A 21,746-nucleotide genomic window follows, 5' to 3' on the forward strand; every position below is an offset into this window, starting at 1 on the left:
GAGGGGGTGGTGCGGTGATCACCGATGGACCCCCACCCCCCACCCCTCCCCTCAAGGGGGAGGGGAGCAGGCCGGCCCGCCCTAGGTCCTCAGCACCGCCGCCAGCCGGTCGATGTTCTCGTCGTTCGAGCGGCTGACCAGTTCGCGCGCGGCGCGTTGCGCCTCGGCGCTCTCGAACGTCATGCCCAGCGAGAACAAGGTCTTGCCGCCGGGCGCCGGCCGGAAGCTGAGAGTGAAATGCTTGCCGGAGTTGTGGTCGTATTCGATCCTTGATCCGGGTTCGATAACGGTGAAGCGCGCTTCGTTCTCGTGCTCGTGCCCATCGGGATTGTGCAGCGTGTGCCGCCAGATACCGCCCACCCGGAAGTCGAAGGCATGGATGGTATCGCGGAACCCCCTGGGACCCCACCAGGTCGCCAGCACCTGCGGATCGGCGAAGGCCGCGAACACGGCCGCCGGCGGCGCATTCAGCACCCGGCTGGTGACGATGTCGAAGCGGTGGTCGCGAGCGGTCGCAAAGTCGTCCATGGCATGTCTCACTTAAGTCATGACTTTAGTAATTGCGGACCCTGCGACGGTCAATCCTTACGATGCCTGAGCGAAGCTCCACCACCCGAGGCCGAGGCTCGCCAGCGCCGCCAGGTGCGCGAGGGCGATCAGCACGGTCACCGCGACAAAACTCTGCTTGCTGGTCTTGTGGCGCAGCAGCTGCTGCGCGACGAGCCCCCCGGCAATGCCGCCGACGGCGTCGATGAGGTGAAGGCTCTTTTCCGTGACCCGCCAGCGGTCCGCTTCCGCCGCCCGCTTGTCGAACCAGTAGACCGCGATACTGGTCACTCCGAGCACCAGGTAGGCAAAGGGCAGCCAGACCGGCGCCCGTCCGATCAGATAATCGGCGAGCGCGAGCAGGACGATAATGCCGGCTGTCAGGCCTCGCACGCCGATCTGCGGCGCGGCAGGCATTGCTGCCCCACGGCGCCTCGCCCCGACATTGATCGGGTTGGCGCCGGCGATCTTTACCTCCTTTGCCGCCGCCCGTCCGTCAGCGCCACGCCCGAGCGTGAATGACACACGGTCACCGGCGCGGGGCCGCGTGGCGATCCGGCCGATATCGCTGATATGGACGAAGTGGCGGCCACCATCGTCGCCGGCAATGAAACCGAAACCGCGCTCGTCGTTCCACTGCACCAGTTCGCCGCTCTGCCGCGCCATCGCTAGGCCCCGAGTTCGGCTTCGCTCCAGCCGAGCGCCGCCATGTCCTCGGCTCGATCCCGGAAATCGCTGGCGGTGAGGAACTCGTCGAGCTGGGGTGGTTGCACCGAACTGCCGGCCAGCATGGCATGCACCTGGCCGCGATGGTGGGTCTGATGCATGAACAGGTGCAGCAGCAGGTCGTCGGTGCGCTCGACCTGGATGCGGTTGGTGCGATGGACGCGCGTCTGGGCGGCAAGGCGTGCGTCGGTCAGGTCGGTGCAGAAGGCCAGCAGGCGTCGGTCGACCGCGAACTGCGCCTCGGCCAGCGGCGCGATGGCATCAAAGGGCTCTTCCGGATCCCAGGCGCGCGGCCCGAGCGTGCCGCCTTCCAGCGCGTCGACATAGAACCAGTCGATGGTCACGATGTGGTTGAGCGTCGCCTTGAGCGAGGGAAAAAAGCTTACCCGCTTGGCTTCGAATTCGCCCGGCTGCAACGAGAAGCACGCCGTCAGCAGCCGGTGGTTGGCGAGGTGGTTGTTCTGCGCCAGCTTGCGCATGATGCGGCTGGCGACGGTCATCGGGTGCTCCGGAAATGACGGCGAGACGAGCGTGGTATCATTTGCCTTGCTGTCGTTAACGGGCGCCCGAATATGGCGAGCGAGTCATACCATTTCTTGCGCAAAATGGGGCATCGGTCGATTGCGTACTCGCGAGCGACTACCGGGCCTCCGCCACTGGGACTGGAGCCCGACAGGTGGAACGGAAGCGAGGCGGCAGGTGACTGCCGCCTCCTTTTTCTCACCGGCAGCCGGCGAGGCTGACCAGGGCATCGATGAGCAAGGGCGTCGCCGCGGTTTCGCCCCAGCTTCTGGTGTTGGGCGCACCATTGGCCAGCACGTCACGCACCAGGCCGGCATCGAGCGCCAGCGGCTTCGAACAGGTCACGTAGGGCTTGCCCTTGGCGTCGGTGGCGTTGAGCAGCACGCCCGCCGACTCGCCCACGCCGCCGAGATAGGCATACAGCAACTGGCCGGCCTGCTTGTCGGTGTCGGCGCGATCGAGCATCTGCATCACCTGGGCGACCGAAATCTGCCCCTTCGATGTGCTGGCGGTAGCCGCGATTGCTGGTGCTGCGAGGGCCACAAGCAACAGCGCGATGAGTGACGAACGGATAAGAGGCATTGGAAGGCTCCTGTTGAAAAGCGAACGTTGAGCTTGTTAAACAGCTATTTCTTATTGCGCAACAATAATTTCTTGCTGTATGGATTGCATGGTGGTGCAAAGGAGCCCGAGATGACGACAGCCGTTTCCGACGCGAACCGCCGCAAGCGGACAGCGATATTGAGCCAAGTGACGCGGGTTGCAGCCCTGGTCATCGCGGTGGCACTCCCATTGGCCGGCCTGACCTATTGGGGTTTTGCGCCCGCCGAGACCCTGGCGGGCGCCGCGCTGATTCCCTCCGTATGGCTTGCCGAGTTCGGGCCAGGCCAGCGTCTGCTTGCCACCGCCCTGGCGGTGCTGCCGGTATTGCCGCTCAGCTGGGGGTTGGTGCGGCTGGCATCGGCGCTCGAGGCCTTCCGGCAGGGCAGGGCGTTCGGACTGGTCGCTGCAACCGGCATGCGTGACTTCGCTGTCGGCGTGTTCGGCTGCACCCTGCTCAAGTTGGCCTCCGGCGCGTTGCTGAGCGTGGTGCTGAGCTGGAACGCCCCGGCCGGGCAGAAGCAGGTGGCCATTTCGGTGAGCTCCGACATGCTGCTGATGCTGCTCGTCGGTGCCGTGCTGACCCTGTTCGCCTGGGCGCTGGCCGAGGCCGCCGCCATCGCCGAAGAAAACGCGCAGTTCGTCTGATGCCGATCAAGGTCAACCTCGCCGTGCTGCTGGCCGAACGCGGCATCAAGTCCAAGGATCTGGCGGAGTTTGTCGGCATCACGGAAGCCAATCTGTCGCTGCTGCGGCAGGGCAAGGTGAAGGGTATGCGCTTCGATACTCTGGAAGCGATCTGCATCTATCTCAAATGCGAGCCCGGCGACCTGCTGAAGTTCGTGCCCGGCGATGCCGAGACGCCCTGACGGTTTGCCTTCGGCGCCGAACTCGGGGATGTTCGGCGTCGAGGAGACCATCCATGAAACTGCTGCATACGACCCTCGGCCCGAAGCGCGCCGACGAGCTGGGCATGATCCTGCCGCACGAGCACGTGTTCGTGGATCTCAGGACCCCCGACCAGCCCGGCTATGCCCAGGCCGACCCCGCCGAAGTGGTGCGGGTCATGGCGCCCGAGATCGAGGCGATCAAGGCGCGCGGCATCACCGCCCTGGTCGAGTGCTCGACCGGTGGCGTCGGTCTGCGGGTCGATATCGACCTGGCGGTCAGCCGGGCGACCGGCTTTCCGATCGTCGTTCCCACCGGCAACTATCGCGAACCATGGATTCCCAATTGGGTGCGGGACGCCACTGAAGCCGAACTCGAGGTCCGGATGTATCGCGACCTCAGCGAGGGCGTCGGCGATACCGGGGTGAAGGCGGCGTGGATCAAGGTGTCGGCGGGCGACGACGGGATCACCCCGCTCGAGGCAAAGATCCTCCGGGCGGCGGCACGGGCGGCCCAGCGCACCGGAGCGGTGATCGGCAGCCACACCATCAGGGGGCGAGTGGTGATGGATCAGCTCGACATCATCGAGGCCGAGGGCTATCGCGCCGACCGCTTCATTTCGATCCACACCCAGGAGGAGCACGATTTCGGCCTCAACATCGCCGTGGCGCAGCGCGGCGCCTGGATCGAATACGACCATGTCGGGCGCGCGCCGGATGCGGCGGTGAGCGAGCTGATCCTCCGCGCGCTCGATGCCGACCTCGGCTCGCAGCTGCTGCTCAGCCACGACCGCGGCTGGTACGATCCCGCCATTCCCGGCGGCGGCACGCCGACGCCCTACACCCACCTCAGCGACGTGATGCTGCCGCTGCTCCAGGCCAAGGGGGTCGATGCGGACACCATCCGCTTGCTGACCGTCACCAACCCGTTCGCCGCCTTCGCTCGCTGACAACGGCTGCGCCGTCAAATCTGCAACCCAGAAAAGCGAATGGCAGCACGGCGTTGCCGGGGCTTGTCCGGCTATCGGAGTGGCGCTAGAATTCATTAGGATCATAATTAATTGAGGTTCCGCGATGAGCGCCGGGCCAAAGTCCTACTTCACCTCCATCCTGAAAGACGCAGGCATCGAACTGGGCGGCAGCCGGCCCTTCGATGTCACCGTGCATGATGACCGCTTGTGGGCCCGCGCCCTGAGTCACGGCACGCTCGGCTTCGGCGAAGCCTATATGGATGGCTGGTTCGACACCGATGCGCTCGACCAGTTCATCTACAAGCTGCTCGAGTACGACATCTACGCGCACCTGAAGCCCGACATCGGTCTGGCGCTGAGTTTTGTGCGCGGCAAGCTGCTCAACCTGCAGCGCGCCCGCGTCACCGAAGTGGGGGAGCGGCACTACGACATCGGCAACGATCTCTATGCGGCCATGCTCGACAAGCGGATGATGTACTCGTGCGGCTACTGGGCCGAGGCGACGACGCTCGATGCCGCCCAGGAAGCCAAGCTCGATCTGATCTGTCGCAAGGTCGGGCTCGAGCCAGGCATGAAGATCCTCGATATCGGCTCGGGTTGGGGTGGGTTCCTCAAGTTCGCCGCCGAACGCTATGGCGTTGAGGGCGTCGGCATCACCATCTCGAAGGAGCAGGCCGCCTATGCCGAGGCGACCAAGGGCAGCCTGCCGATCGAGACCCGGCTGATGGACTATATGGCGCTCGAAGGCCAGTTCGACCGCGTCATCTCGATCGGCATGTTCGAGCATGTCGGCTACAAGAATTATGCCGCCTACCTCAACAAGGTCCGCTCGCTGCTCAAGCCCGACGGGCTGTTCCTGCTCCACACCATCGGCAACAATTTCTCCTCCACCCACGGCGACCCGTGGACCGAGAAATACATCTTCCCCAATGGCATGCTGCCCTCGATCAAGCAGATCGCCGCTGCCAGCGAGCGGGTGTTCGTGATCGAGGACTGGCACAATTTCGGCGCCGACTACGACAGGACGCTGATGGCCTGGTGGGCCAATTTCGATGCCGCCTGGCCGAGCCTGCGCGACAGGTACGGCGATCGCTTCTGGCGCATGTGGCGCTTCTACCTGCAGGTGTTCGCCGCCATGTTCCGGGCCCGCAACATCCAGCTCTGGCAGGTGGTGCTGAGCCCGGGCGGCGTCCGCGGCGGCTATCGGCGGATTTCCTGACCGCGGGTTGCAGCGAGCCCGCAAGTGTAGCAGGACTTGCTGCATGTCGAGAGAAACCCGATGCCGCCAGTCCTCGTCTCACCGAACCTGACGATGCGGCCCGCCACCGCGGCCGACGTGGCGTCGCGCCTCGCCCTGGGGCCCGAACCCGACGAGAATCTTCGCCTCTATGGCGTGCAGCCGGATGGCGCTCCCTTCGACCGGGCGGATGCGGAGCGCTGGGTCAACGCCCTGATCGAGCACCCCTACGCCTGGATCATCGAGGGCCGGTCGCTGCTTGGCGTCATCCGGCTCGATCGGGTGAACCTGGTCGACAAGCGCGCCTCCCTGGGGATCGGCCTGCTGCAGCTCGAACAGCAGGGGCGCGGCATCGGCACCGAGGCGGCGCGCCGGGTGCTCGCCTATGGCTTCGACACACTCGGGCTGCATCGCGTCTCGGTGCGCGTCCTCGCCGACAATGGCAGAGCCATTCGCTGCTACGAAAAGTGCGGCTTTCAGCTCGAGGGGCGCGAGCGCGAGACGGTGTTCCTCGATGGCGCCTGGCGCGACGATCTCATCATGGGCGTGCTGGCCCATGAGTTCCGGCGGCATAGCCCAAGGCTTTCATCAACCACGATCTGCCTGGAATCGAGGTGAACCGGCCGATGCGCTACATGATCATCCTGAACAACGATCCCGGCATGGAACAGCAGACGCCGACCCCGGAGCTGTTCGCGGCCATGGGCCAGTACAACAGGGCGCTGTTCGACGCCGGCGTCCTCAGGGCGGTGGAAGGGCTTTCGAACACCCGGCACGATGCGCAGCTCACCTTCAGCAAAGGCCGGCGCCGAGTCGTGGATGGACCATTCACCGAGGCCAAGGAACTGGTCGGCGGCTTCTGGATCATCGAGACGGCGTCGAAGGCCGATGCGCTCGAATGGGCCGCGCGGATGCCGCGGATCGAGGGCGCGAGCATTCAGGTGCGGCGAGTCTCCGAGATCGACGACTTCAAGGGCGCGATGCCGGCCGAGGTGATTGCCGAGGCCGAAAAGCTTCGTGCCGCCCTGGCCGAACGCGGGAGCTGATGCGAGGCTGCGGTGGAGGGTCAGCAGCTCTCCGTATCGCGGGAACTGCTGCTGACCCAGCCGGCTGCTGCGGCGGCGACCGACGCCAGGTGCGACGTCCCGTCCGGCGCCTGCATCCCATGGTCGAACGCCGGGAACTCCCAGTAGGTCAGGTTGCATTTGCCGGACGCCGCGAAGCGGTCGGCGGTGGCGCGGGCCGCGGCCACTGGCGATGAGCTGTCCCGGCCGCCCTGGATGATGAGGAACGGTGCGCTGCTGCGCAGCATCGAGTCGGCCGGGATGCGGTCGAGGATATCGGCCCAGAAGCGATGCGAGGAGCCGGCGAACAGCGTAGCGCCCTGCGGGTCGGCACGTGCAGCAGCGAAGCCGGCCTCGATCGTTGCGTGCCCCTCTGGTGGCACGGTGCTCAGTACCATTCCCGAAAATGGAATGCCGCTGGCAGACGAGAGCAGGATCGCAGCGGCAGGCTGGGTCTGCTCCGCCAGCATCGAGACCGCCAACCCACCCTCGGACCCACCGAACAGCACCAGCGGGGTGCCCGAAGGCAACCGCAGTTCGGCGAGCACCGCAACGTAGTCGGCGACCCGCTGCGCCACGGTGTGCCCGCCATGGAAGGCAGCCGGGCAATCAGTGAAACCGTCTGTGATCGCTGCGTCGGGCGCGATCCCGTACTTCTCGACCATCACCGCGACGTAGCGGGGAAACGCCTGTCGCACCGTCGCCAGTTTGGCATTGAGCCGAGTCGGCTGGCAGCCCGATCCCTGGGCCAGCACGAGCAGGCCCTCGCTCGGCGCGGTCGGCCTGTCGACGGAAAAGTCGATCGTGCTGCCGTCTGAACGGAGCAACTGGCGATGCTCGATCTGGGCGAGCGCAGGGGTGGCGGCGAGCGCCGCAAGGCAGGCAGCGATGATCGGGCGCATCAGCGGACTCTGAGGTGACGATGGAGCAGCAGGAAGGGCGCTATGGTGACGAGAGCGTAGAGAGCAAGGACGCCCGGTGCAGGGCCGCCGAGGCTGATCGCGACGGCATCCGAACCGATTGCCAGATCGAGCGCCGTCGCGGCAAGCAGCGTGGCGAGCATGCCGCCGACCGGCCACGCGAAGCCGGCGCGACGGCGCAATGCGCTCACCCCGATGCTCCAGGCGATGCCGAGCGGCGCCAGCGCCAGCAACAGATCGACCATCTGCGGCGCCGTCGGTGCCAGCCCCTGGCGGCCGGCGGCGACCAGCAGGACGGCGAGCAGCGCGATGACGCCGAGTTCGGCCGCCAGCGGCAGCGCCAGCCAGACCAGCACCGGCAGCCGGCTCGACAGCGAGCGCAGCCGCGGCTGCCCCAGCATCGCCGCGGCGAGAATTTCGGGATCGCCGAGCCGCGACAGGGCTTCGGCATGGGCTCGGGCGGGCTGCATGCCGCCGGCGATGAGCTCGTCGGTGATATCGGCGAGATGTTCGGTGAGTTCGGCGGTGTATCGGGCGGTGCGGCTTGGCGAGATGCCGGCCCGGAGCAGCCGTTCTCCTAGGCCGGCGATGGGGTCAGGCATGGCGCGGTTCCCCGAGCACCCCCGCAATCGCAGCAGTCAGGCGGCGCCAGACCTGTGCCAGCTCGGCAAGGCGTGTCGCACCCCGCTCGGTGAGCGCATAGTAGATGCGACTCCGGCCGTTCACGGTCCTGCGCTCGGTCGACAGGGCCCCCTCTCGCTCCAGCATGTGCAGCACCGGATACACCACGCCTTCGGCGAGCACGATGTGGTCGTCGGTGGCGCTGCGGATGGCCTGCACCAGCTCATAGCCGTACATCTGCCGGCGCTTGAGGCACTGCAGGATCAACAGTTCAGGCACGCTGTTGAGGAAAGGTGGGTTCTTCGAGGTCGCCATCGCTAATACCTATGGTCGATAGGTATCGTATACCTGACGTCGCAAGGTATGGCAACCGTCCCCTGGATGCTGCGGTGTAGTCCGGGAGTTCCGGCGCGGCCCGGCAGGATCAGATCAGCCGCGGTCCCCGAGCCGGGCGCTGGATTGTCTCGCGATCACCGGACACTTGAGCACCCGCCGCTCGGTCTCGCTGCCCTTGCCCTGCACCAACCGATCCAGCATCTCGGCGCCCTGCCATCCGAGGTCATAATAGGGCAGGGCCACCGTGGTGAGCTCCGGTTTGAGCCCGAGTGAGACCGTCCGGAAGTCATCGAACCCGACGATGGTGATGTCGTCGGGAATGCGAAGGCCGAGCGACAGCGCTGCGAGGTAGGCCTGCAGCGCCATTTCGTCATTGCCGCAGACCAGCGCGGTCGGCCGATCCGGCATGGACAGAATGTCCAGCGCTTCGCGGTAGACGTAGTTGGCTTCGCGACCGATCGGACCCTCCATGCCAAGGCGGATGATGAGGTCGCTTTCGGCGATGCCGCCTGCCCGTGCCGCCGCGAGGAAGGCATCGAGCCGCTGATCGGCCCCCAGCAGCAGCGGATTGAGCCGGATGTAGCCGATGCGGCGGTGTCCGAGCCCCATCAGGTGCCGGGTCAGCTCGTACGAGCCGCCGAAATCGTCCGGTTCGATGGAAGGATAGGCATGGCCCTCTTCGGGATGCGAGTTGACCAGCACCGTCGGAATCGCCACGTCGCCCGCCGCCGGCACCACGACGCGGTGATACATCGCGACGTAGAGCACCCCGTCGATGCGGTGGGCCTTGAAGGTGCGCCAGACATTGGCTTCCCGCTTCTGATCGCCATCGGTGTTGGCCAGCAGCACCGTGCGGTTATTGGCGCCGGCCCAGTCCTGCACCCCCCGAACGATGTCGCCGGAATAGGGCGTCGTCGAAATGTAGTCGGTGATGATGCCGATGATGTTGGTGCGGTTCGAGCGGATGCTGCGCGCCGCGAGGTTCGGGATATAGCCGAGGTCGGCGATCGCCAGTTGCACCTTCTCGATCGTATCGGCGGTGACGTTCGGCTCGCCGTTGACCACTCTCGAGACGGTTTTGTCCGAGACGCCGGCCACCCGGGCGACATCCTTGATGCTGACCATTCGTCCTCCCCCACACGCGTCGGCAACTCTATCGACCCATCCGCGGAGCTGCAACCGACAACGTCGACATTCATCATGTCGACGCTGTCATTTCAATTGACGACGTCGACATTGCTGAATATGGTCGCGCTGCTCCGGTCGTTCCGGGAGCCAACAATCAAGGAGGGGACATGAACAAGACGCTCTTGTGCACGGTGGCCGGGCTATGCCTCGCGACCTCCGTCGCGCATGCCGAAACCATCACCGTGCTGGTCGAAGGGGGTGGTCATTCGCTGCAGCAGGCCGCTGCCGATGCTTTCACCAAGGAGACCGGCATTACCGTCAATTTCGTCGAGGTCCCCTATCAGGGCGTGTTCGACAAGCTGACCGCCGAGATCGCCTCGGGCACCTCGAACTATGACGTCGCCACCATCGACGTGGTCTGGAACGCCGCCTTTGCCGGCCATGTCGAGGATTTGAGCGACCTGTTCACCGACGCGGTGAAAGCCGACATTCCGCCGGCCCTGCTCGCCGACGCCAAGGTCGACGGCAAGCTGATCGCCATGCCGGCCTGGGCAAACGCCGAGATCGTCTTCTACAGGAAGGACCTGTGGGAGGATCCCGCCAACCAGGCAGCCTTCAAGGCGCAGTATGGCTACGACCTGGCGCCGCCCGCCACCTGGCAGCAGTGGCGCGACATGGCCAAGTTCTTCACCAAGGACGGCATGTTCGGCACCGACGTGATCGGCGCCACGTCCGAGGAATGGATGGCCGAGGTGTTGCAGGCCGGCTCGCCCGGGGTGATCCTCGATGATGCGGGCAATGTCATCCTCGACAACCAGGCCCATATCGACGCGCTGGAGAACTACCGGGCGCCGCTCTGTGCGGACAAATCCGCGCCCGACAATGCGCTCGAAATCAACTGGGGTGAGGCGCAGAACCTGTTCTACCAGGGCCAGACAGCGATGATGAAATTCTGGGCCCACGCCTACCGGATGACGCCCGAAGACAGCAAGATCGCCGGCAAGGTCGGCGTCGCGCCGATGATCGCCGGCCCGGCCGGCATCGCCGGCATCCCCGGCCCCTGGTACAACGTCATCCCGTCGACCTCCGAGCACAAGGATGCGGCACGCCAGTTCGTCACCTATGCGATTGCTCACAATGCGCTCGGCATCGAGGCGCCGCTCGGGCTGGCCGCCACCAACTCGGCTTATGCGAGCTACGCCGATAAGCCAGGCTACGAGCATTTCGGGCCGCTCATGGCCACGCTTGCCGCCCCGGCGACCAAGGGTCGGCCGATCAACGAGCACTACCAGGAACTGGTCGACGAAGCCGTGATGCCGGCCTTCCAGGGGGCGCTCGAATGCAAGGACAACGTCGCCGAACTGCTGCAGGACGCAGCGGCAACGGCGCGCGACATCCTGGACAAGTAAGAATCCAGGACATCCGGAGCCGAGGCGGCGACACCGCCCCGGCCCAGATGCTCAACCGGGGAGGGGAGCATGACCGAACGCAGGTTCGTGCTGCTTATGCTACTGCCAGCCATGCTGTTTCTGGGGTTCCTGGTGGTCTACCCGGTCGTGCTGCTGGTCTACAATTCGTTCTTCGACGTCAAGCTGATCGATCCGTCGAGCCGCGTCTGGGTCGGGCTCGGCAACTATGTCGAGGCCCTCACCTCGAAGCGCATCCTTGAGTCCGCCCTTCGGACGCTCAAATACTCGACCTTCGCCTTGTTCTTCGAGCTGGTATTCGGCCTTGGCGCGGCGCTGCTGTTTGCCGCGATCGCCAAGCGGTCGCACTGGCACCGCACCATTTTCGCCCTGCCGCTGATGATTTCACCGATCGTCGCCGGTCTGCTGTGGCGGTTCCTCCTCGTCGGCAATATCGGCATCCTGAATTACGGGCTGGCCGGGCTCGGCATCATTGCCGACCCCGGCGCCATCAAGTGGCTGTCCGACGCCGACATCGTCATCTACTCGGTGGCCGTCGCCGACATCTGGCTGACCACCTCGTTCGTCGCCCTGGTCAGCTATGCCGGCCTCACCAACATCCCGCAGGAGGTGCTCGAGGCGGCGCGCATCGACGGCACCAACGCCATAACCCGCTTCTGGTACATAACCCTGCCGATGCTGCGCCCGGTGCTGGCCGTGGTGGTGCTGGTGCGCGGCATCGACGCGCTCAAGACCTTCGACCTGATCTGGATCCAGACCCAGGGAGGGCCGCGTCAGGCGAGCGAAGTGCTGTCGATGAACATCTATCAGCGCATGGTCCGCTACGGCGACCTCGGCCAGGCCTCGGCCACCGCCACGCTGTTCCTGCTGTTCATGATCGCCCTTGCCGGCCTTGCCTACTGGAAGATCTGGAGGACCGACAATGGTTGACCGCGCTCCCCGGGACGACGGCAAACTCATCATCAACGCCGTCGCGTCGGTGCTGGTACTGTCCTACGCACTCCCCTATGTCTACCTCGTTTCGACCGCGCTGAAGCCGGCGGCGGACGTCCAGCAGATCCCGCCGTCCTTCTTTCCCGCGCAGCTCTCGCTGGAGAATTTCGGCACCGTCATCGCCACGGCCGGCCTGCCCCAGGCCTTCCTGAACTCGGTCACCGTCGCCGTGCTGACGACGCTGCTGTCGCTGCTGATCGCCGTTCCGGCCGCCTATGTCTCGGCCCTCTACCGGCGGAGGATCACTGTCCTCTTCATGCTGTTCGCGCTGGTCACCCGCATGGTGCCGGCGGTCTCGCTGGGCGTACCGCTGTTCCAGATCATGAAGGCGCTGGGCCTGCTGGACACCACCATCGGGCTGGTCCTCGCCCATACCTCCACCGCCGTGCCGCTGGCCATGCTGCTGATGGCTGCGTTCTTCGACGGCGTCCCCAAGGAACTGGAGGAAGCCGCCCGCATCGATGGCTGCAGCCGCTTCGGCGCCTTCTGGCACATCGTCCTGCCGGTGATGCCGTCGGGCCTCGCCATCACCGCGCTGTTCAGCTTCATCGCCAGCTGGAACGAGTTCCTCTACGCCCTGCTGCTCACCTCGCAGCACGGGAAGACCGCGCCCATCGTCATTGCCGAGTTCAACTCCGTCTATGGCCTCGCCTGGGGCCCGATGGCGGCCGCAGCGGTGCTGTTCTCGCTGCCCGTCATCCTCGTCACCCTGATCCTGCAAAAGCAGATCGTCGGCGGGCTGACCTTCGGCGCGGTGAAGGGCTAGCCCATGGCCGGCCCCGGGCCCCACCCCATCAACCGCCACCGGCGCACCGGCTGACATCGCCGATGCTGCTGCGCGCCAGAACCGATCTGTCTGAGGAAGAGCCCGGCATGCCCAGTGCAAATGTTTACGACGTCACGGAATGGCCGGCGGGCAACGCGTACGAGGATATCGGCGCGGTGATCAACGCCATCATCGCCGACATCAAGCGGCGGCAAACCGTGCGCGACAGCAATGACGGCGGCAAGCCCGGCGCGGTCATCTACATTCCCCCCGGCGATTTCCGCCTGCGCACCCAGGTGGTGATCGATATCAGCTTTCTGAGGATTGCCGGCTCGGGGCACGGCTTCACCTCATCGAGCATCCGCTTCAATACGCCTCCGGCCGAACTCGAGCGCTGGCATGAGATCTGGCCGGGTGGCAGCCGCATCCTGGTCGAGCTTGCCGAGCCCGGCGAGGGCGCGGCGGGGGCGGCCTTCCTGGTGCAGCGGGCCGGCAATCCACGGATCAGCTCGGTCGAGTTTGCCGATTTCTGCATCGATGGCCTGCATTTCTCCGACGCCTCGAATGGCGATGCCGAGAACTCCTATCGCAACGGCAAGACCGGCATTCACATCGCCAGCGCCAACGACTCGTTCCGCATCACCGGCATGGGAATGGTCTATCTCGAGCACGGCCTGGTCTCGCACCACGCCGACGCCTCTACTATCGACAACAACTTCATCGCCGAATGCGGCAGTTGCATCGAGCTCAGGGGCATGGGGCAGGCCTCGAAGATTTCCAACAACCTGATCGGCGCGGGCTACCACGGACACTCGATCTACGCCGAGAATTTCGGCGGCCTGCTGGTCTCGGGCAACAACGTGTTCCCGCGTGGGCGCAGCAGCATCGAACTGTCCGGGGTCGTCAGGTCTTCCGTCACCGGCAACCGGCTGCACGCGTTCTATCCCGGAATGCTCATCTTTTCCGGCAGGTGCTCGGAGAACCTGGTCGCCTCCAATCACTTCTTGCGCGACCACGAGCCCTGGGCCCCGATGACCCGCTACGACAATGGGCTGGATGACCAGTTCGGCCTGCTGCACCTCAACGGCGACAACAACTCCGTCATCGCCAACCATATCTCGGCGTCGATCGACACCCGGTTCCTCGAGCCTCGCGGCCAAAGGCCGGTGATCATTCGCATCGTCTCGGGCACCGGCAACTATGTCGCGAACAACCACATCGTCGCGACCACCGAGCGTGCCCCGGCCGGCGATGCGTCCAGCAGCGACTGCTTCTCGACGCAGGTCGAGGCCATTCTCGCAACGGAAAACCGCGCGGCTCTCGACGTGATCGCCATACGGGTCGAGCCGGGCTCCAGTCGGAACACCATTCTGGATTCCGGCAGCGCTCGCGAAGTGCTGATGGACATGTCCGCGAACGCCTTTCGGGCCACCCCCGTGCCGGGCGGCGCTCCGAATTGAAGGCGTCCATCCGTCTTCCCGCCGGCTATCAGCTCGAATTCTGGGCACACGGGCCGGGATCCATCCGCATTTCCGCGGGGGATGCCATGCTCTGGCAGGTCCCGGCATTCCCCGGCTATCCGGACTTCTTCCGCTATCAGCATCGCGAGGCATGCGACGTCACCGTTGAATGGGATCGGTCCGACGCCATCCTTTGGGCCTACGGCTACGATCCGGCGAATGTCGCGGAAGTCGGCATCACCATCTGGGCGTTCGATGCCGCCGGGCTGATGCTGCGCCCCCGGGCCGAGATCGACGCCTGGATGCGATCCGATCCAGCCCGACCACAGATGCACTTTTCGCCCCCTCGCCAGTGGATGAATGACCCCAACGGACTCTGCAAGATCGGCGATGCCTGGCACATCTTCTATCAGTTTCATCCCGCTGGCACCGAGTGGGGCCCGATGCACTGGGGACACGCGGTCAGCCGCGACCTGTTCAACTGGTCCCACCTGCCGGTGTTCCTGCATCCCGAGCAGAACTACTGGCGGCTTGGCGCCACCGGCGGCGCCTTCTCGGGCTCGGCCTTTGCCGATCGCGACGGCAGCCGCATGTTCTTTTACACCGAGCGCCTGCCGGCCTACGATCTGTTCAAGGGCTATCGAGAGGTGCAGAAGCTGGCCCGGCCGGGGCGGGACGTGCTGCACGCCACCAGCTCCGACACCGTGATCGCGCTCCGCCCCGAGGGGCAGGGCGTCGAGCATGATTTCCGCGACCCCAAGGTCTGGTGGGATGCCGCCGCGGGCGCCTACCGTATGGTGCTGGGCGCAGCCCTCCACGGCGATCCCTCGGTGCTGCTCTATGGGTCGGACAACCTCAGCGACTGGACCTATCTGGGTCCGCTCTACCGCGCTCCCGCGCACTACCGGGAAAATGGCGCCCGGGCGGTCGAGTGCCCCGACTTTTTCCCGCTCGGCGACAGGTGGGTGATGGTCATGGGTTTTGTCGGCTACACCGAACCGGCGAGCGGCCGCCACAACCTGCTGTTCGCCCTGGTGGGCGATTTCAGCAACGACAGCTTCGTGCCCGATGCGGACCAGTTGCAGGTTCTCGATTTCGGCACCGATTTCTACGCGATGCAGAGTTTCGAGGCAGAGGGACGGCAGATCGCCTTTGCCTGGCTGTTCAACTGGGAGGATCGCAAACCTGCCGGCTCGCCCTATTCCGGCGAGCTGTCATTGCCGCGCCAGCTCAGTCTCGACGGTTCAGGCCGGCTCTGCATGCTGCCGGTCGCCGAACTGGAAAGCGCCTGGCCGGCCCAGCCCCTCGACAGCGAACCCGACGGCAGTTTCCTGCTCCAGGACGCGCCGTTGGACCTCCGCCTCACCGGCCATCTCGACGGCACTCGCATCGTCGCGACAGAGGATGGCGCGCTCTGCTTCGAACTCACGGTGTCGGGCGGCCACCTGTCGGTGCGCCTGGCTGCCGACGATGGAAAGATCCGCTACGGGGCCGACTGTCCCTCCGCCGAGGACCTGCGCATCAGCTACGACCGCGGCATCCTCGAGGTTTTCGCCGACCGGGGCGCGGTATGCGGAACGCGGCGCAGCTACACCAACATCGCCCCGGATCGGGTCGAGGTCATCTCTGCCGCGGAGGTCGCGGTCTCCCACAGGCGAGATCAGCGCCGCTGACCCCGCGCACGGTTACGCCGTCGCCAGGTTCAGCCGATAGCTCAGTGCTTCGGCCAGGTGCGGGCGGGCGACCTTCTCGGCGCCGGCCAGGTCGGCCAGCGTGCGCGCCACTTTCAGCACCCGGTGGTAGGCGCGGGCCGAGAGGTTGAAGCGCTCGGAGGCCTGCAGCAGCAGGGCCTGGCTCTCCTTGTCGGGGTCGACCAGCTTTTCGATCAGTGCCGGCCCGGCCGCCGCATTGGTGAAGATTTCGGGGTGTCCCGCCTCGATGTAGCGCTGGCGCTGCCGCTCGCGCGCCGCCTAGACCCGTACCGCGACGGCGGCGGAGGGCTCGGCTATAGCGGGCCCGATCATATCGGCAGCTGAAACGGCAGGCACATCGATCTTCAGGCCGATGCGGTCGAGGAACGGGCCCGAGACCCGAGGCCCACCATGCGAGCAGCATCGGTGTGCCCGCCTTCGTCGTCACATCGCGGCTTCAGAAAATGGACGTGACCTATGTATAGCGCCTCACGCGGCAGCATTAGGCTATACATCCAGGTATCCCCTTGATTGATCTGAAAGGGCGCTGAGGGTATACTTATCGATCTTTTGATCATTCGAGTCGTCGGATATGCCAAATACGGGATTTTCGTTACGATCTCTAATGCTGGGCGCGCTGGGTGCCGCTATTGTGGGCTTGGGTGGCTTTTGGTTGTACGTCTTACTTCAACCTCAGTCCGATTACTTCGGCGAGTTCAAACCTGAGGATATAGAGGGTAAATTTGTCCAAAAGACCGATACGCGACCCCATTTTGTGGTGGCCAATGACACGGTCTTCAAGGATCCAAATAACGTCGAGTGGTTTGTGCCCAAAGGTACCGAGGTTGATGGCGCATCAATCCCTCAGGCTTTATGGTCCTTTGCGGGGCCGTTCGAGGGCAACTATCTTTGGGCATCGGTGATCCACGATTACTATTGCGACATGAGGACCAAGACCGCCCACGATACTCACCGAACGTTCTATTATGGCATGCGGGCGAGAGGCGTGGGTAAAGTACAGGCCGACTTCATGTACTGGGCCGTTGCGGTGTTCGGACCGCAATGGGCTAATCCGGTGCCATCATCGACTGGCGCCGTGGAAAGCGCCCAGGAAGCGGCCGAGGTCAACCTGGACGATCCTGTAGTCCGCGCGGCGGCGCTGGCCAAGGCCGCCGCGATCGCGCGGACCCTGAAGGCGAGTTCGGGCGAAGTGCTCGACTCGAGCAATGTCGGCCTCGTTCTCAACACGCTCGACAATATCGATCAGAACGCGGCTGCCTACAGAGGTCTACTGACATCTGGCGACTTCCTCGATCGGCCGAAGGACCTCGGGTTGCTGGCGCATTGGAGCGACAACATGGACGAGGCATCGTTCAACGACGATGCAGTCCCTTCGGTCAAGTATGCGGCTTCACTCACGGCGCTCACCTCCGGACGGGAGGCGGGGGCAGATGCCTTTGTCGTCGACACCGGCACCGACAGGGCAACTTTGGGCAATCTGCTGCTGAAGCTGAACCCCCCTGCACAGGAAAAGAGTACTCCGTTCGGAGAGACGCCTCCCGCGATCGGGACCAAATAGCGCGAACCGACACTATCGCGCCGTCGCTATACAATCACGGTCGACCTCAACAAGCGTAACGGCGACGTAACGCGGCTGTCGCGTGAAGTTATTGCCCGGATGTCGATTCAGAATTAGTGTCCATGGAAGCATCGATCGTCTTGTGAGGTCAAGATGACTGTTACCAAGTGGCGTCTGTCAGTCTTGTGCTGTGGGACCGTGCTCCTTGCCGGGATGTTGTTCGCGACGCCTGCGGCGAGTGCGGCCGAAAAACTTGTTACGGTTGAGGACATTAAGGTCATTGCGCCGAAAGCCAAGCCAGAGCTGATCCAGGCAATCGTCGATGCCGAGGCGGATTTTGCGAAGGCCGGCATCACGACCCGCCTGACCATGGCCCATTTCATAGCTACCGCCTTGGTCGAAACGGGCGGGCTGAAGAGGCTCGACGAGAACACCAACTACTCAGTGAAGGGGCTGCTCCGCGTCTTCAGCCGCAAGCGGATCACCGAAGCCAAGGCTCGCGAGATCGCGGGCGATCCCGTAAAGGTCGCCAACTGGATATATCGGAACATGCTGGGCAACGGCGACTATGCCAGCGGCGATGGCTGGAAGTATCGCGGCTCGGGCTACATCCAACTCACCGGACGCGGCAATTTCCGCGACCGAGGCAAGCAAATTGGCATGGACCTCGAGGGTGATCCGGAATTGGCACGCAGCCCAAGCCAGGGCCTTCTCGCCGGTATTGCTTACTGGACCTCGCGAAATATCAATCCGGTCGCCAACGAGAACGACATTCTCCGCGTGCGTATTCTCGTCAACGGCCCAGCGGCCCACGGCCTCGACCAGTACAAGGTCTTTCTTAAAAAGGCCTGGGACAAGGTCTTCAAGGGCAAGGCCGCAAGCGGCTTTGAGTCCTCGGAGGAAGTCGCTGCCATCGAAGGTATCCAGATCGACGATGCCTTCAACAACATCCTCGAAAGCGGCGATTACCTCCCCCCCTCGTTCGAGAGCTCGTCCGATCCTGTCGGCGATCGCAAGGCGGCGATCCTCGCCTATCAATCCGACATGGGATTGCCTGAAACCGGCGTGATCGACGAAGCGACCGAGGACAGCCTGCTCGATCCGCGCGAATGGCGCTACCTGGAGGACGAGGCACCGGTTGCGGCGCCGGATGAACAGCTCAACCAGACGCTGGCGATTTCCCTCCCCAAGCCCGCCTCGAGCACCGAAAGCAGCATCATCGAGCTTTCCGCCTCCCAGGGGAGCGGCCAGACCGTCGCCGACGTCAACATCGACAATGCGACGCTCGAGGGGATCAACGCCGCAACTGGGACTTACCCTGGCTACGCCCTCGCCACCGCCCCGTCGCCGGATCTGTTCGAGGACCATGCGGTCATCGGAGAGGACACCCGCGTCGCGATCCTGGACACCACCGGCTTTCCCTCCCGCGCCATCGTGCAGATACTGTTCAGTGCACCAGATGGCTCCAAGCATCTCTGCTCCGGCAGCATGATCTCCGCTGATACGGTGCTCACTGCGGCGCACTGCATCCACACCGGCACGGCCAAGGGGCAACTCAACAGCAACTTCCGCATCTTGCCCGGCCGCAATGTCGGCGCCGCGCCGTTTGGCGAGTGTGGCGTCAGCCAGGTGTTCCTGCTGAATGGCTGGGCTACCGCGCAGAGCGAGGATCAAAGTCGCGACTTTGACCTTGGGGCAATGAAGCTCGACTGCGAAGTCGGAAAGTCGACAGGCTGGCTGGGCATCCGCCCGCTCGACGAGGAGGTCGGGCTGAAAACCACCGTCATCGGCTATACCGCCGACCGTGCACCCTCCGGTCGGCAGTGGAGGAGCGAAGACGAGCTGCGCATCGTCTGGCAGTATAAGGGCTTCTACCAGAACGACACCTATGGGGGGACGAGCGGCGCCCCGGTCTTTGCGACCGGCCAGACCGACACTCTGATCGGCGTGCACACAAACGGCGCCTTTGGCGACCTCGATCCCTGGAAGTCGAACAATGCTTTCACGCGCCTGACCCCTGAGCGCATCGCGCTCATCCAGCAGTGGGTCGGGCAATGAAGCGGGACTTGTGGGCTGTGCTGTGGGGCCTGCTTGCCGGATTTGTCTGTCTGGTGGGAATGAGCCGCACAGCTTCGGCCCAGGATGACATCGCGAGCGTCACGGTCTTCATTCAGTGCACCCAGCCCGACGGCAACACGTTTTCCGGAACGGGAGTGCTGGTTGGTCGCGATGGCTACGTGTTGACGGCCAACCACGTCCTCGGCAAGGCCGAGTCCGTGTGTCGCGGGTCGCCGCGAGTTGCCGATCCAGGTGCCACCAAGCAGATGATAAAGCAGCCGGCACCGGTTCCCGGCCTCGATGTGGCGCTGCTGCAATTCTCCGAGCAGATCGACTACCCATTCATCACCTATTGCTCGGTGGAGAACTGGATGATCCGTAGGCCGATCATCGTCGCCGGCTTCCCGGGCAAGACGGAGACCGGGGCTGCATCCTTCCGGTCGGGTGTCCTCGCGACCGTGCGGGCCACGCCCAAGGGCATGATCGAGACCGACGGCCAGACGGCAGCCGGAATGAGCGGCGGGCCGGTCTTCACCAAGGACCTGAAGAGCCTGATTGGTATCGTCATCGGCGCGCAGTTCGATCAGGCAGGCTCGGTGACCTATTACGGCATCCTGCCGGTGGCAAAACTCGCGCTGCAATTGGGGCTGATCCAAAGCCCGCAGCCCTGCTTCCACAAAACTCACGAGGTTGAGTTCGAACCCGGCAAGAATCAGTGGCGTGGCGGGGATCCGATACAGCTCGGCGTGGGCGTCGAGGATGGGGCCTGCTTCCTTGCAACCGTCACCGGCCAGTTCAACGACAAGGCCGACAGCGTCGGAGTGTCGGTCAAGGACGGCCAATATGAGCTGGGCGGCGAGAACCACTCCGGCGGCCAGCACGGCGCGACCGCCAGATGTATCTGGTACGAGTGATGAGCAGGGGCCCGGCCGGACACCCCAACAGGTTGGCGCCTGCAATGGCGTTGGCCGCCATAGCCTTGGCCTGGCCGTTTGCCGCCTATGCTGACCCGCCCCCGCTTGACGATCTGCAGAAGGCATTCTTCCACATATCCGTCTCTGGCGAAGCGGCCGAGGGCGCCGTTGCGGGCAACCGCCAGGGCAAGGCGTTTGCCATCGGTCCCAGCCTGATCGTGACCTCGCGCCATCTACTGGGTGCCGATACCGACTGGAAGCCGAGGGACGATCTCGCCGCCGAGGTCATCCGGGCGACGGGCGCGGTTGCACGCACGATCGAGCTGATCCCGGCGACGGCGGACACGCCCGCCGATCTTGGCATCAATGCCCTGGTGTCCCAGGAGCAGGGCAGCGCTACCGATATTGCCGAGATCTCGCTGCCCGATGCGCATCTGGAGCCCTATTTCGGGCTCAGCATGTGCGACATCCAGGTGGGCCAGACCTATGGTGTATTGCTCGGAACGCGCGAGCCGCCGACCGATCCCCGATCGGTCAAGCACGCCGGCGTCGCCAAGTTGAGCGCCGTCGGTTTCGACGTGCCCGAGTATGGCGGGCTGTTCGTCTTCGACGTAGTGGAAGACAACCCTGCCGTTCAATGGGAGAGCGACGGGCACGAGGGCTCGCCGATCATTGATGGCGACGGCAATGTCGTCGGCATTGTCTCGGCGATCGAGCTCACCAGCGGGGGCGACCACCGAATTCTCGCCACACCCATCCAGTCGCCGCTGCTGTCGGCCATATCCGCGGTCGACCAGGGGCCGCCCGGGCCCAAGAGCCGGTCGATCAAGTGCTCGCTGGCGGATACGGTCAAGCGCATCAATGACCAGGTGCTCGCCTATGCCACCTGGACGGCCGAGGTGGCGCGCGACAAGGACGGCAAGCCCTCCGGGCAACTGCTGCTGAAATACGAGAGCGTCGCCGACTACCCCAACATCGACACCATCACCATCGAATACGACTACTGGGGGAAGCAGCGGGGCGGCGACGAAACTCGCGTCACCCGGCTGCAGTACTACAACGACGATCCCAACGAACTGCCACTCAAGGGCTCGCTGGACGACAAGGTGTTCGATGCCTCCGACATCATAGATGAAGGCACACGGCAATTGCAGCGGGCCCTCGACAAGAAGGGCGAGGGCGGCAGCATCCAGTATGTCGAGATCCGTATTATCGGCACCAAGTTGACCGACGGCCGGGACATCCGGAAGGTGACGACGCTGCGCTTCGACTGGAGGCAACCGTGAGGACGAGCCAGGAT

Annotated in this window: 24 protein-coding genes; 15 read left to right on the forward strand and 9 right to left on the reverse strand. The window is 64.6% G+C overall.

Annotated features, from left to right (window positions below; genetic code table 11):
- Positions 1 to 81: 81 nt before the first annotated feature.
- The 4 genes from APS40_RS11450 to APS40_RS11465 form a co-directional block, all read right to left on the reverse strand.
- On the reverse strand, positions 82 to 528 hold the full coding sequence (locus APS40_RS11450) for an SRPBCC domain-containing protein (RefSeq protein WP_055047172.1): 447 nt from the start codon (positions 526 to 528) through the stop codon (positions 82 to 84).
- 57 nt (positions 529 to 585) lie between these two features.
- Positions 586 to 1,212, reverse strand: coding sequence for a DUF1294 domain-containing protein (locus APS40_RS11455; RefSeq protein WP_055047173.1), 627 nt, complete (start codon positions 1,210 to 1,212; stop codon positions 586 to 588).
- A 2-nt stretch (positions 1,213 to 1,214) separates the two neighbouring features.
- Positions 1,215 to 1,772 (reverse strand): DinB family protein, encoded by a 558-nt coding sequence (locus tag APS40_RS11460; RefSeq protein WP_055047174.1) that lies wholly within the window; start codon positions 1,770 to 1,772, stop codon positions 1,215 to 1,217.
- A 220-nt stretch (positions 1,773 to 1,992) separates the two neighbouring features.
- On the reverse strand, positions 1,993 to 2,376 hold the full coding sequence (locus APS40_RS11465; protein WP_055047175.1) for a hypothetical protein: 384 nt from the start codon (positions 2,374 to 2,376) through the stop codon (positions 1,993 to 1,995).
- A 111-nt stretch (positions 2,377 to 2,487) separates the two neighbouring features.
- Between APS40_RS11465 and APS40_RS11470 the strand changes: the two genes are divergently transcribed.
- The 6 genes from APS40_RS11470 to APS40_RS11495 all read left to right on the forward strand — a co-directional run bounded on the left by APS40_RS11470 (position 2,488) and on the right by APS40_RS11495 (position 6,535).
- The gene (locus APS40_RS11470; RefSeq protein ID WP_055047176.1) at positions 2,488 to 3,042 is read left to right on the forward strand and encodes a hypothetical protein; all 555 of its coding nucleotides are present in this window, start codon (positions 2,488 to 2,490) and stop codon (positions 3,040 to 3,042) included.
- On the forward strand, positions 3,042 to 3,263 hold the full coding sequence (locus APS40_RS11475) for a helix-turn-helix domain-containing protein (protein ID WP_055047177.1): 222 nt from the start codon (positions 3,042 to 3,044) through the stop codon (positions 3,261 to 3,263). Before APS40_RS11470 ends, APS40_RS11475 begins: the two co-directional genes overlap by 1 nt.
- A 53-nt stretch (positions 3,264 to 3,316) precedes the next feature.
- Entirely contained in the window at positions 3,317 to 4,231 is a 915-nt protein-coding gene (locus tag APS40_RS11480) for a phosphotriesterase family protein (RefSeq protein ID WP_055047178.1), read from the forward strand.
- 124 nt (positions 4,232 to 4,355) lie between these two features.
- Positions 4,356 to 5,471, forward strand: a complete 1,116-nt coding sequence (gene cfa / locus APS40_RS11485; RefSeq protein WP_055047179.1) for a cyclopropane fatty acyl phospholipid synthase — start codon at positions 4,356 to 4,358, stop codon at positions 5,469 to 5,471.
- Between the two features lie 60 nt (positions 5,472 to 5,531).
- Positions 5,532 to 6,107 carry a GNAT family N-acetyltransferase gene (locus APS40_RS11490; protein ID WP_055047180.1) on the forward strand — a complete coding sequence of 192 codons (576 nt, stop codon included), beginning with the start codon at positions 5,532 to 5,534 and terminating at the stop codon, positions 6,105 to 6,107.
- Between the two features lie 8 nt (positions 6,108 to 6,115).
- On the forward strand, positions 6,116 to 6,535 hold the full coding sequence (locus APS40_RS11495; protein WP_055047181.1) for a YciI family protein: 420 nt from the start codon (positions 6,116 to 6,118) through the stop codon (positions 6,533 to 6,535).
- A 20-nt stretch (positions 6,536 to 6,555) separates the two neighbouring features.
- On the opposite strand, the gene APS40_RS11500 is transcribed toward APS40_RS11495, so the two are convergent.
- The 4 genes from APS40_RS11500 to APS40_RS11515 all read right to left on the reverse strand — a co-directional run bounded on the left by APS40_RS11500 (position 6,556) and on the right by APS40_RS11515 (position 9,555).
- Complete coding sequence (locus tag APS40_RS11500; RefSeq protein WP_055047182.1) at positions 6,556 to 7,455, reverse strand: alpha/beta hydrolase; 900 nt, start codon at positions 7,453 to 7,455, stop codon at positions 6,556 to 6,558.
- Positions 7,455 to 8,075: a permease prefix domain 1-containing protein gene (locus APS40_RS11505; RefSeq protein ID WP_055047183.1), complete on the reverse strand. Its 621-nt coding sequence runs from the start codon at positions 8,073 to 8,075 to the stop codon at positions 7,455 to 7,457. Before APS40_RS11505 ends, APS40_RS11500 begins: the two co-directional genes overlap by 1 nt.
- Positions 8,068 to 8,409 (reverse strand): PadR family transcriptional regulator, encoded by a 342-nt coding sequence (locus tag APS40_RS11510; protein ID WP_055047184.1) that lies wholly within the window; start codon positions 8,407 to 8,409, stop codon positions 8,068 to 8,070. The genes APS40_RS11505 and APS40_RS11510 overlap by 8 nt, the downstream gene beginning before the upstream one ends.
- Positions 8,410 to 8,523: 114 nt before the next feature.
- A complete protein-coding gene (locus tag APS40_RS11515) occupies positions 8,524 to 9,555 on the reverse strand; it encodes a LacI family DNA-binding transcriptional regulator (protein ID WP_055047185.1) in 1,032 nt (343 codons plus the stop codon).
- 170 nt (positions 9,556 to 9,725) lie between these two features.
- Here APS40_RS11515 and APS40_RS11520 point away from each other — a divergent pair, with 170 nt between their 5' ends.
- The 5 genes from APS40_RS11520 (at position 9,726) to APS40_RS11540 (ending at position 15,877) form a co-directional block, all read left to right on the forward strand.
- Positions 9,726 to 10,967 (forward strand): ABC transporter substrate-binding protein, encoded by a 1,242-nt coding sequence (locus APS40_RS11520; protein WP_055047186.1) that lies wholly within the window; start codon positions 9,726 to 9,728, stop codon positions 10,965 to 10,967.
- A gap of 69 nt (positions 10,968 to 11,036) precedes the next feature.
- Positions 11,037 to 11,915: a carbohydrate ABC transporter permease gene (locus APS40_RS11525; RefSeq protein WP_055047187.1), complete on the forward strand. Its 879-nt coding sequence runs from the start codon at positions 11,037 to 11,039 to the stop codon at positions 11,913 to 11,915.
- Positions 11,908 to 12,744 (forward strand): carbohydrate ABC transporter permease, encoded by an 837-nt coding sequence (locus tag APS40_RS11530; RefSeq protein WP_055047188.1) that lies wholly within the window; start codon positions 11,908 to 11,910, stop codon positions 12,742 to 12,744. The genes APS40_RS11525 and APS40_RS11530 overlap by 8 nt, the downstream gene beginning before the upstream one ends.
- Positions 12,745 to 12,851: 107 nt before the next feature.
- The gene (locus APS40_RS11535; RefSeq protein WP_055049638.1) at positions 12,852 to 14,204 is read left to right on the forward strand and encodes a NosD domain-containing protein; all 1,353 of its coding nucleotides are present in this window, start codon (positions 12,852 to 12,854) and stop codon (positions 14,202 to 14,204) included.
- 86 nt (positions 14,205 to 14,290) lie between these two features.
- Entirely contained in the window at positions 14,291 to 15,877 is a 1,587-nt protein-coding gene (locus APS40_RS11540) for a glycoside hydrolase family 32 protein (protein WP_082434701.1), read from the forward strand.
- Positions 15,878 to 15,889: 12 nt separating this feature from the next.
- Here APS40_RS11540 and APS40_RS24460 read toward each other — a convergent pair whose 3' ends face one another.
- A complete protein-coding gene (locus APS40_RS24460) occupies positions 15,890 to 16,144 on the reverse strand; it encodes a hypothetical protein (RefSeq protein WP_335338184.1) in 255 nt (84 codons plus the stop codon).
- A gap of 376 nt (positions 16,145 to 16,520) precedes the next feature.
- Between APS40_RS24460 and APS40_RS11550 the strand changes: the two genes are divergently transcribed.
- From APS40_RS11550 to APS40_RS11565, 4 genes are all read left to right on the forward strand, one after another.
- A complete protein-coding gene (locus tag APS40_RS11550) occupies positions 16,521 to 17,474 on the forward strand; it encodes a DUF1353 domain-containing protein (protein ID WP_055047191.1) in 954 nt (317 codons plus the stop codon).
- Positions 17,475 to 17,627: 153 nt separating this feature from the next.
- A complete protein-coding gene (locus APS40_RS11555) occupies positions 17,628 to 19,532 on the forward strand; it encodes a trypsin-like serine protease (protein ID WP_082434345.1) in 1,905 nt (634 codons plus the stop codon).
- Positions 19,529 to 20,446: a S1 family peptidase gene (locus APS40_RS11560; RefSeq protein WP_236884242.1), complete on the forward strand. Its 918-nt coding sequence runs from the start codon at positions 19,529 to 19,531 to the stop codon at positions 20,444 to 20,446. The genes APS40_RS11555 and APS40_RS11560 overlap by 4 nt, the downstream gene beginning before the upstream one ends.
- Before the next feature lie 44 nt (positions 20,447 to 20,490).
- Positions 20,491 to 21,732: a hypothetical protein gene (locus APS40_RS11565; protein ID WP_055047194.1), complete on the forward strand. Its 1,242-nt coding sequence runs from the start codon at positions 20,491 to 20,493 to the stop codon at positions 21,730 to 21,732.
- Positions 21,733 to 21,746 lie beyond the last annotated feature (14 nt).

The sequence above is a fragment of the Devosia sp. A16 genome, from assembly GCF_001402915.1.
In the GTDB taxonomy this organism is placed as follows: Bacteria; Pseudomonadota; Alphaproteobacteria; order Rhizobiales; family Devosiaceae; genus Devosia_A.

What these genes read in the sequence shown, in the direction of transcription:
- APS40_RS11450 (WP_055047172.1), bottom strand. Translation starts at nt 528, where the DNA reads ATGGACGACTTTGCGACCGCTCGCGACCACCGCTTCGACATCGTCACC.
- APS40_RS11455 (WP_055047173.1), bottom strand. Translation starts at nt 1,212, where the DNA reads ATGGCGCGGCAGAGCGGCGAACTGGTGCAGTGGAACGACGAGCGCGGT.
- APS40_RS11460 (WP_055047174.1), bottom strand. Translation starts at nt 1,772, where the DNA reads ATGACCGTCGCCAGCCGCATCATGCGCAAGCTGGCGCAGAACAACCAC.
- APS40_RS11465 (WP_055047175.1), bottom strand. Translation starts at nt 2,376, where the DNA reads ATGCCTCTTATCCGTTCGTCACTCATCGCGCTGTTGCTTGTGGCCCTC.
- APS40_RS11470 (WP_055047176.1), top strand. Translation starts at nt 2,488, where the DNA reads ATGACGACAGCCGTTTCCGACGCGAACCGCCGCAAGCGGACAGCGATA.
- APS40_RS11475 (WP_055047177.1), top strand. Translation starts at nt 3,042, where the DNA reads ATGCCGATCAAGGTCAACCTCGCCGTGCTGCTGGCCGAACGCGGCATC.
- APS40_RS11480 (WP_055047178.1), top strand. Translation starts at nt 3,317, where the DNA reads ATGAAACTGCTGCATACGACCCTCGGCCCGAAGCGCGCCGACGAGCTG.
- cfa (WP_055047179.1), top strand. Translation starts at nt 4,356, where the DNA reads ATGAGCGCCGGGCCAAAGTCCTACTTCACCTCCATCCTGAAAGACGCA.
- APS40_RS11490 (WP_055047180.1), top strand. Translation starts at nt 5,532, where the DNA reads ATGCCGCCAGTCCTCGTCTCACCGAACCTGACGATGCGGCCCGCCACC.
- APS40_RS11495 (WP_055047181.1), top strand. Translation starts at nt 6,116, where the DNA reads ATGCGCTACATGATCATCCTGAACAACGATCCCGGCATGGAACAGCAG.
- APS40_RS11500 (WP_055047182.1), bottom strand. Translation starts at nt 7,455, where the DNA reads ATGCGCCCGATCATCGCTGCCTGCCTTGCGGCGCTCGCCGCCACCCCT.
- APS40_RS11505 (WP_055047183.1), bottom strand. Translation starts at nt 8,075, where the DNA reads ATGCCTGACCCCATCGCCGGCCTAGGAGAACGGCTGCTCCGGGCCGGC.
- APS40_RS11510 (WP_055047184.1), bottom strand. Translation starts at nt 8,409, where the DNA reads ATGGCGACCTCGAAGAACCCACCTTTCCTCAACAGCGTGCCTGAACTG.
- APS40_RS11515 (WP_055047185.1), bottom strand. Translation starts at nt 9,555, where the DNA reads ATGGTCAGCATCAAGGATGTCGCCCGGGTGGCCGGCGTCTCGGACAAA.
- APS40_RS11520 (WP_055047186.1), top strand. Translation starts at nt 9,726, where the DNA reads ATGAACAAGACGCTCTTGTGCACGGTGGCCGGGCTATGCCTCGCGACC.
- APS40_RS11525 (WP_055047187.1), top strand. Translation starts at nt 11,037, where the DNA reads ATGACCGAACGCAGGTTCGTGCTGCTTATGCTACTGCCAGCCATGCTG.
- APS40_RS11530 (WP_055047188.1), top strand. Translation starts at nt 11,908, where the DNA reads ATGGTTGACCGCGCTCCCCGGGACGACGGCAAACTCATCATCAACGCC.
- APS40_RS11535 (WP_055049638.1), top strand. Translation starts at nt 12,852, where the DNA reads ATGCCCAGTGCAAATGTTTACGACGTCACGGAATGGCCGGCGGGCAAC.
- APS40_RS11540 (WP_082434701.1), top strand. Translation starts at nt 14,291, where the DNA reads ATGCTCTGGCAGGTCCCGGCATTCCCCGGCTATCCGGACTTCTTCCGC.
- APS40_RS11550 (WP_055047191.1), top strand. Translation starts at nt 16,521, where the DNA reads ATGCTGGGCGCGCTGGGTGCCGCTATTGTGGGCTTGGGTGGCTTTTGG.
- APS40_RS11555 (WP_082434345.1), top strand. Translation starts at nt 17,628, where the DNA reads ATGACTGTTACCAAGTGGCGTCTGTCAGTCTTGTGCTGTGGGACCGTG.
- APS40_RS11560 (WP_236884242.1), top strand. Translation starts at nt 19,529, where the DNA reads ATGAAGCGGGACTTGTGGGCTGTGCTGTGGGGCCTGCTTGCCGGATTT.
- APS40_RS11565 (WP_055047194.1), top strand. Translation starts at nt 20,491, where the DNA reads ATGGCGTTGGCCGCCATAGCCTTGGCCTGGCCGTTTGCCGCCTATGCT.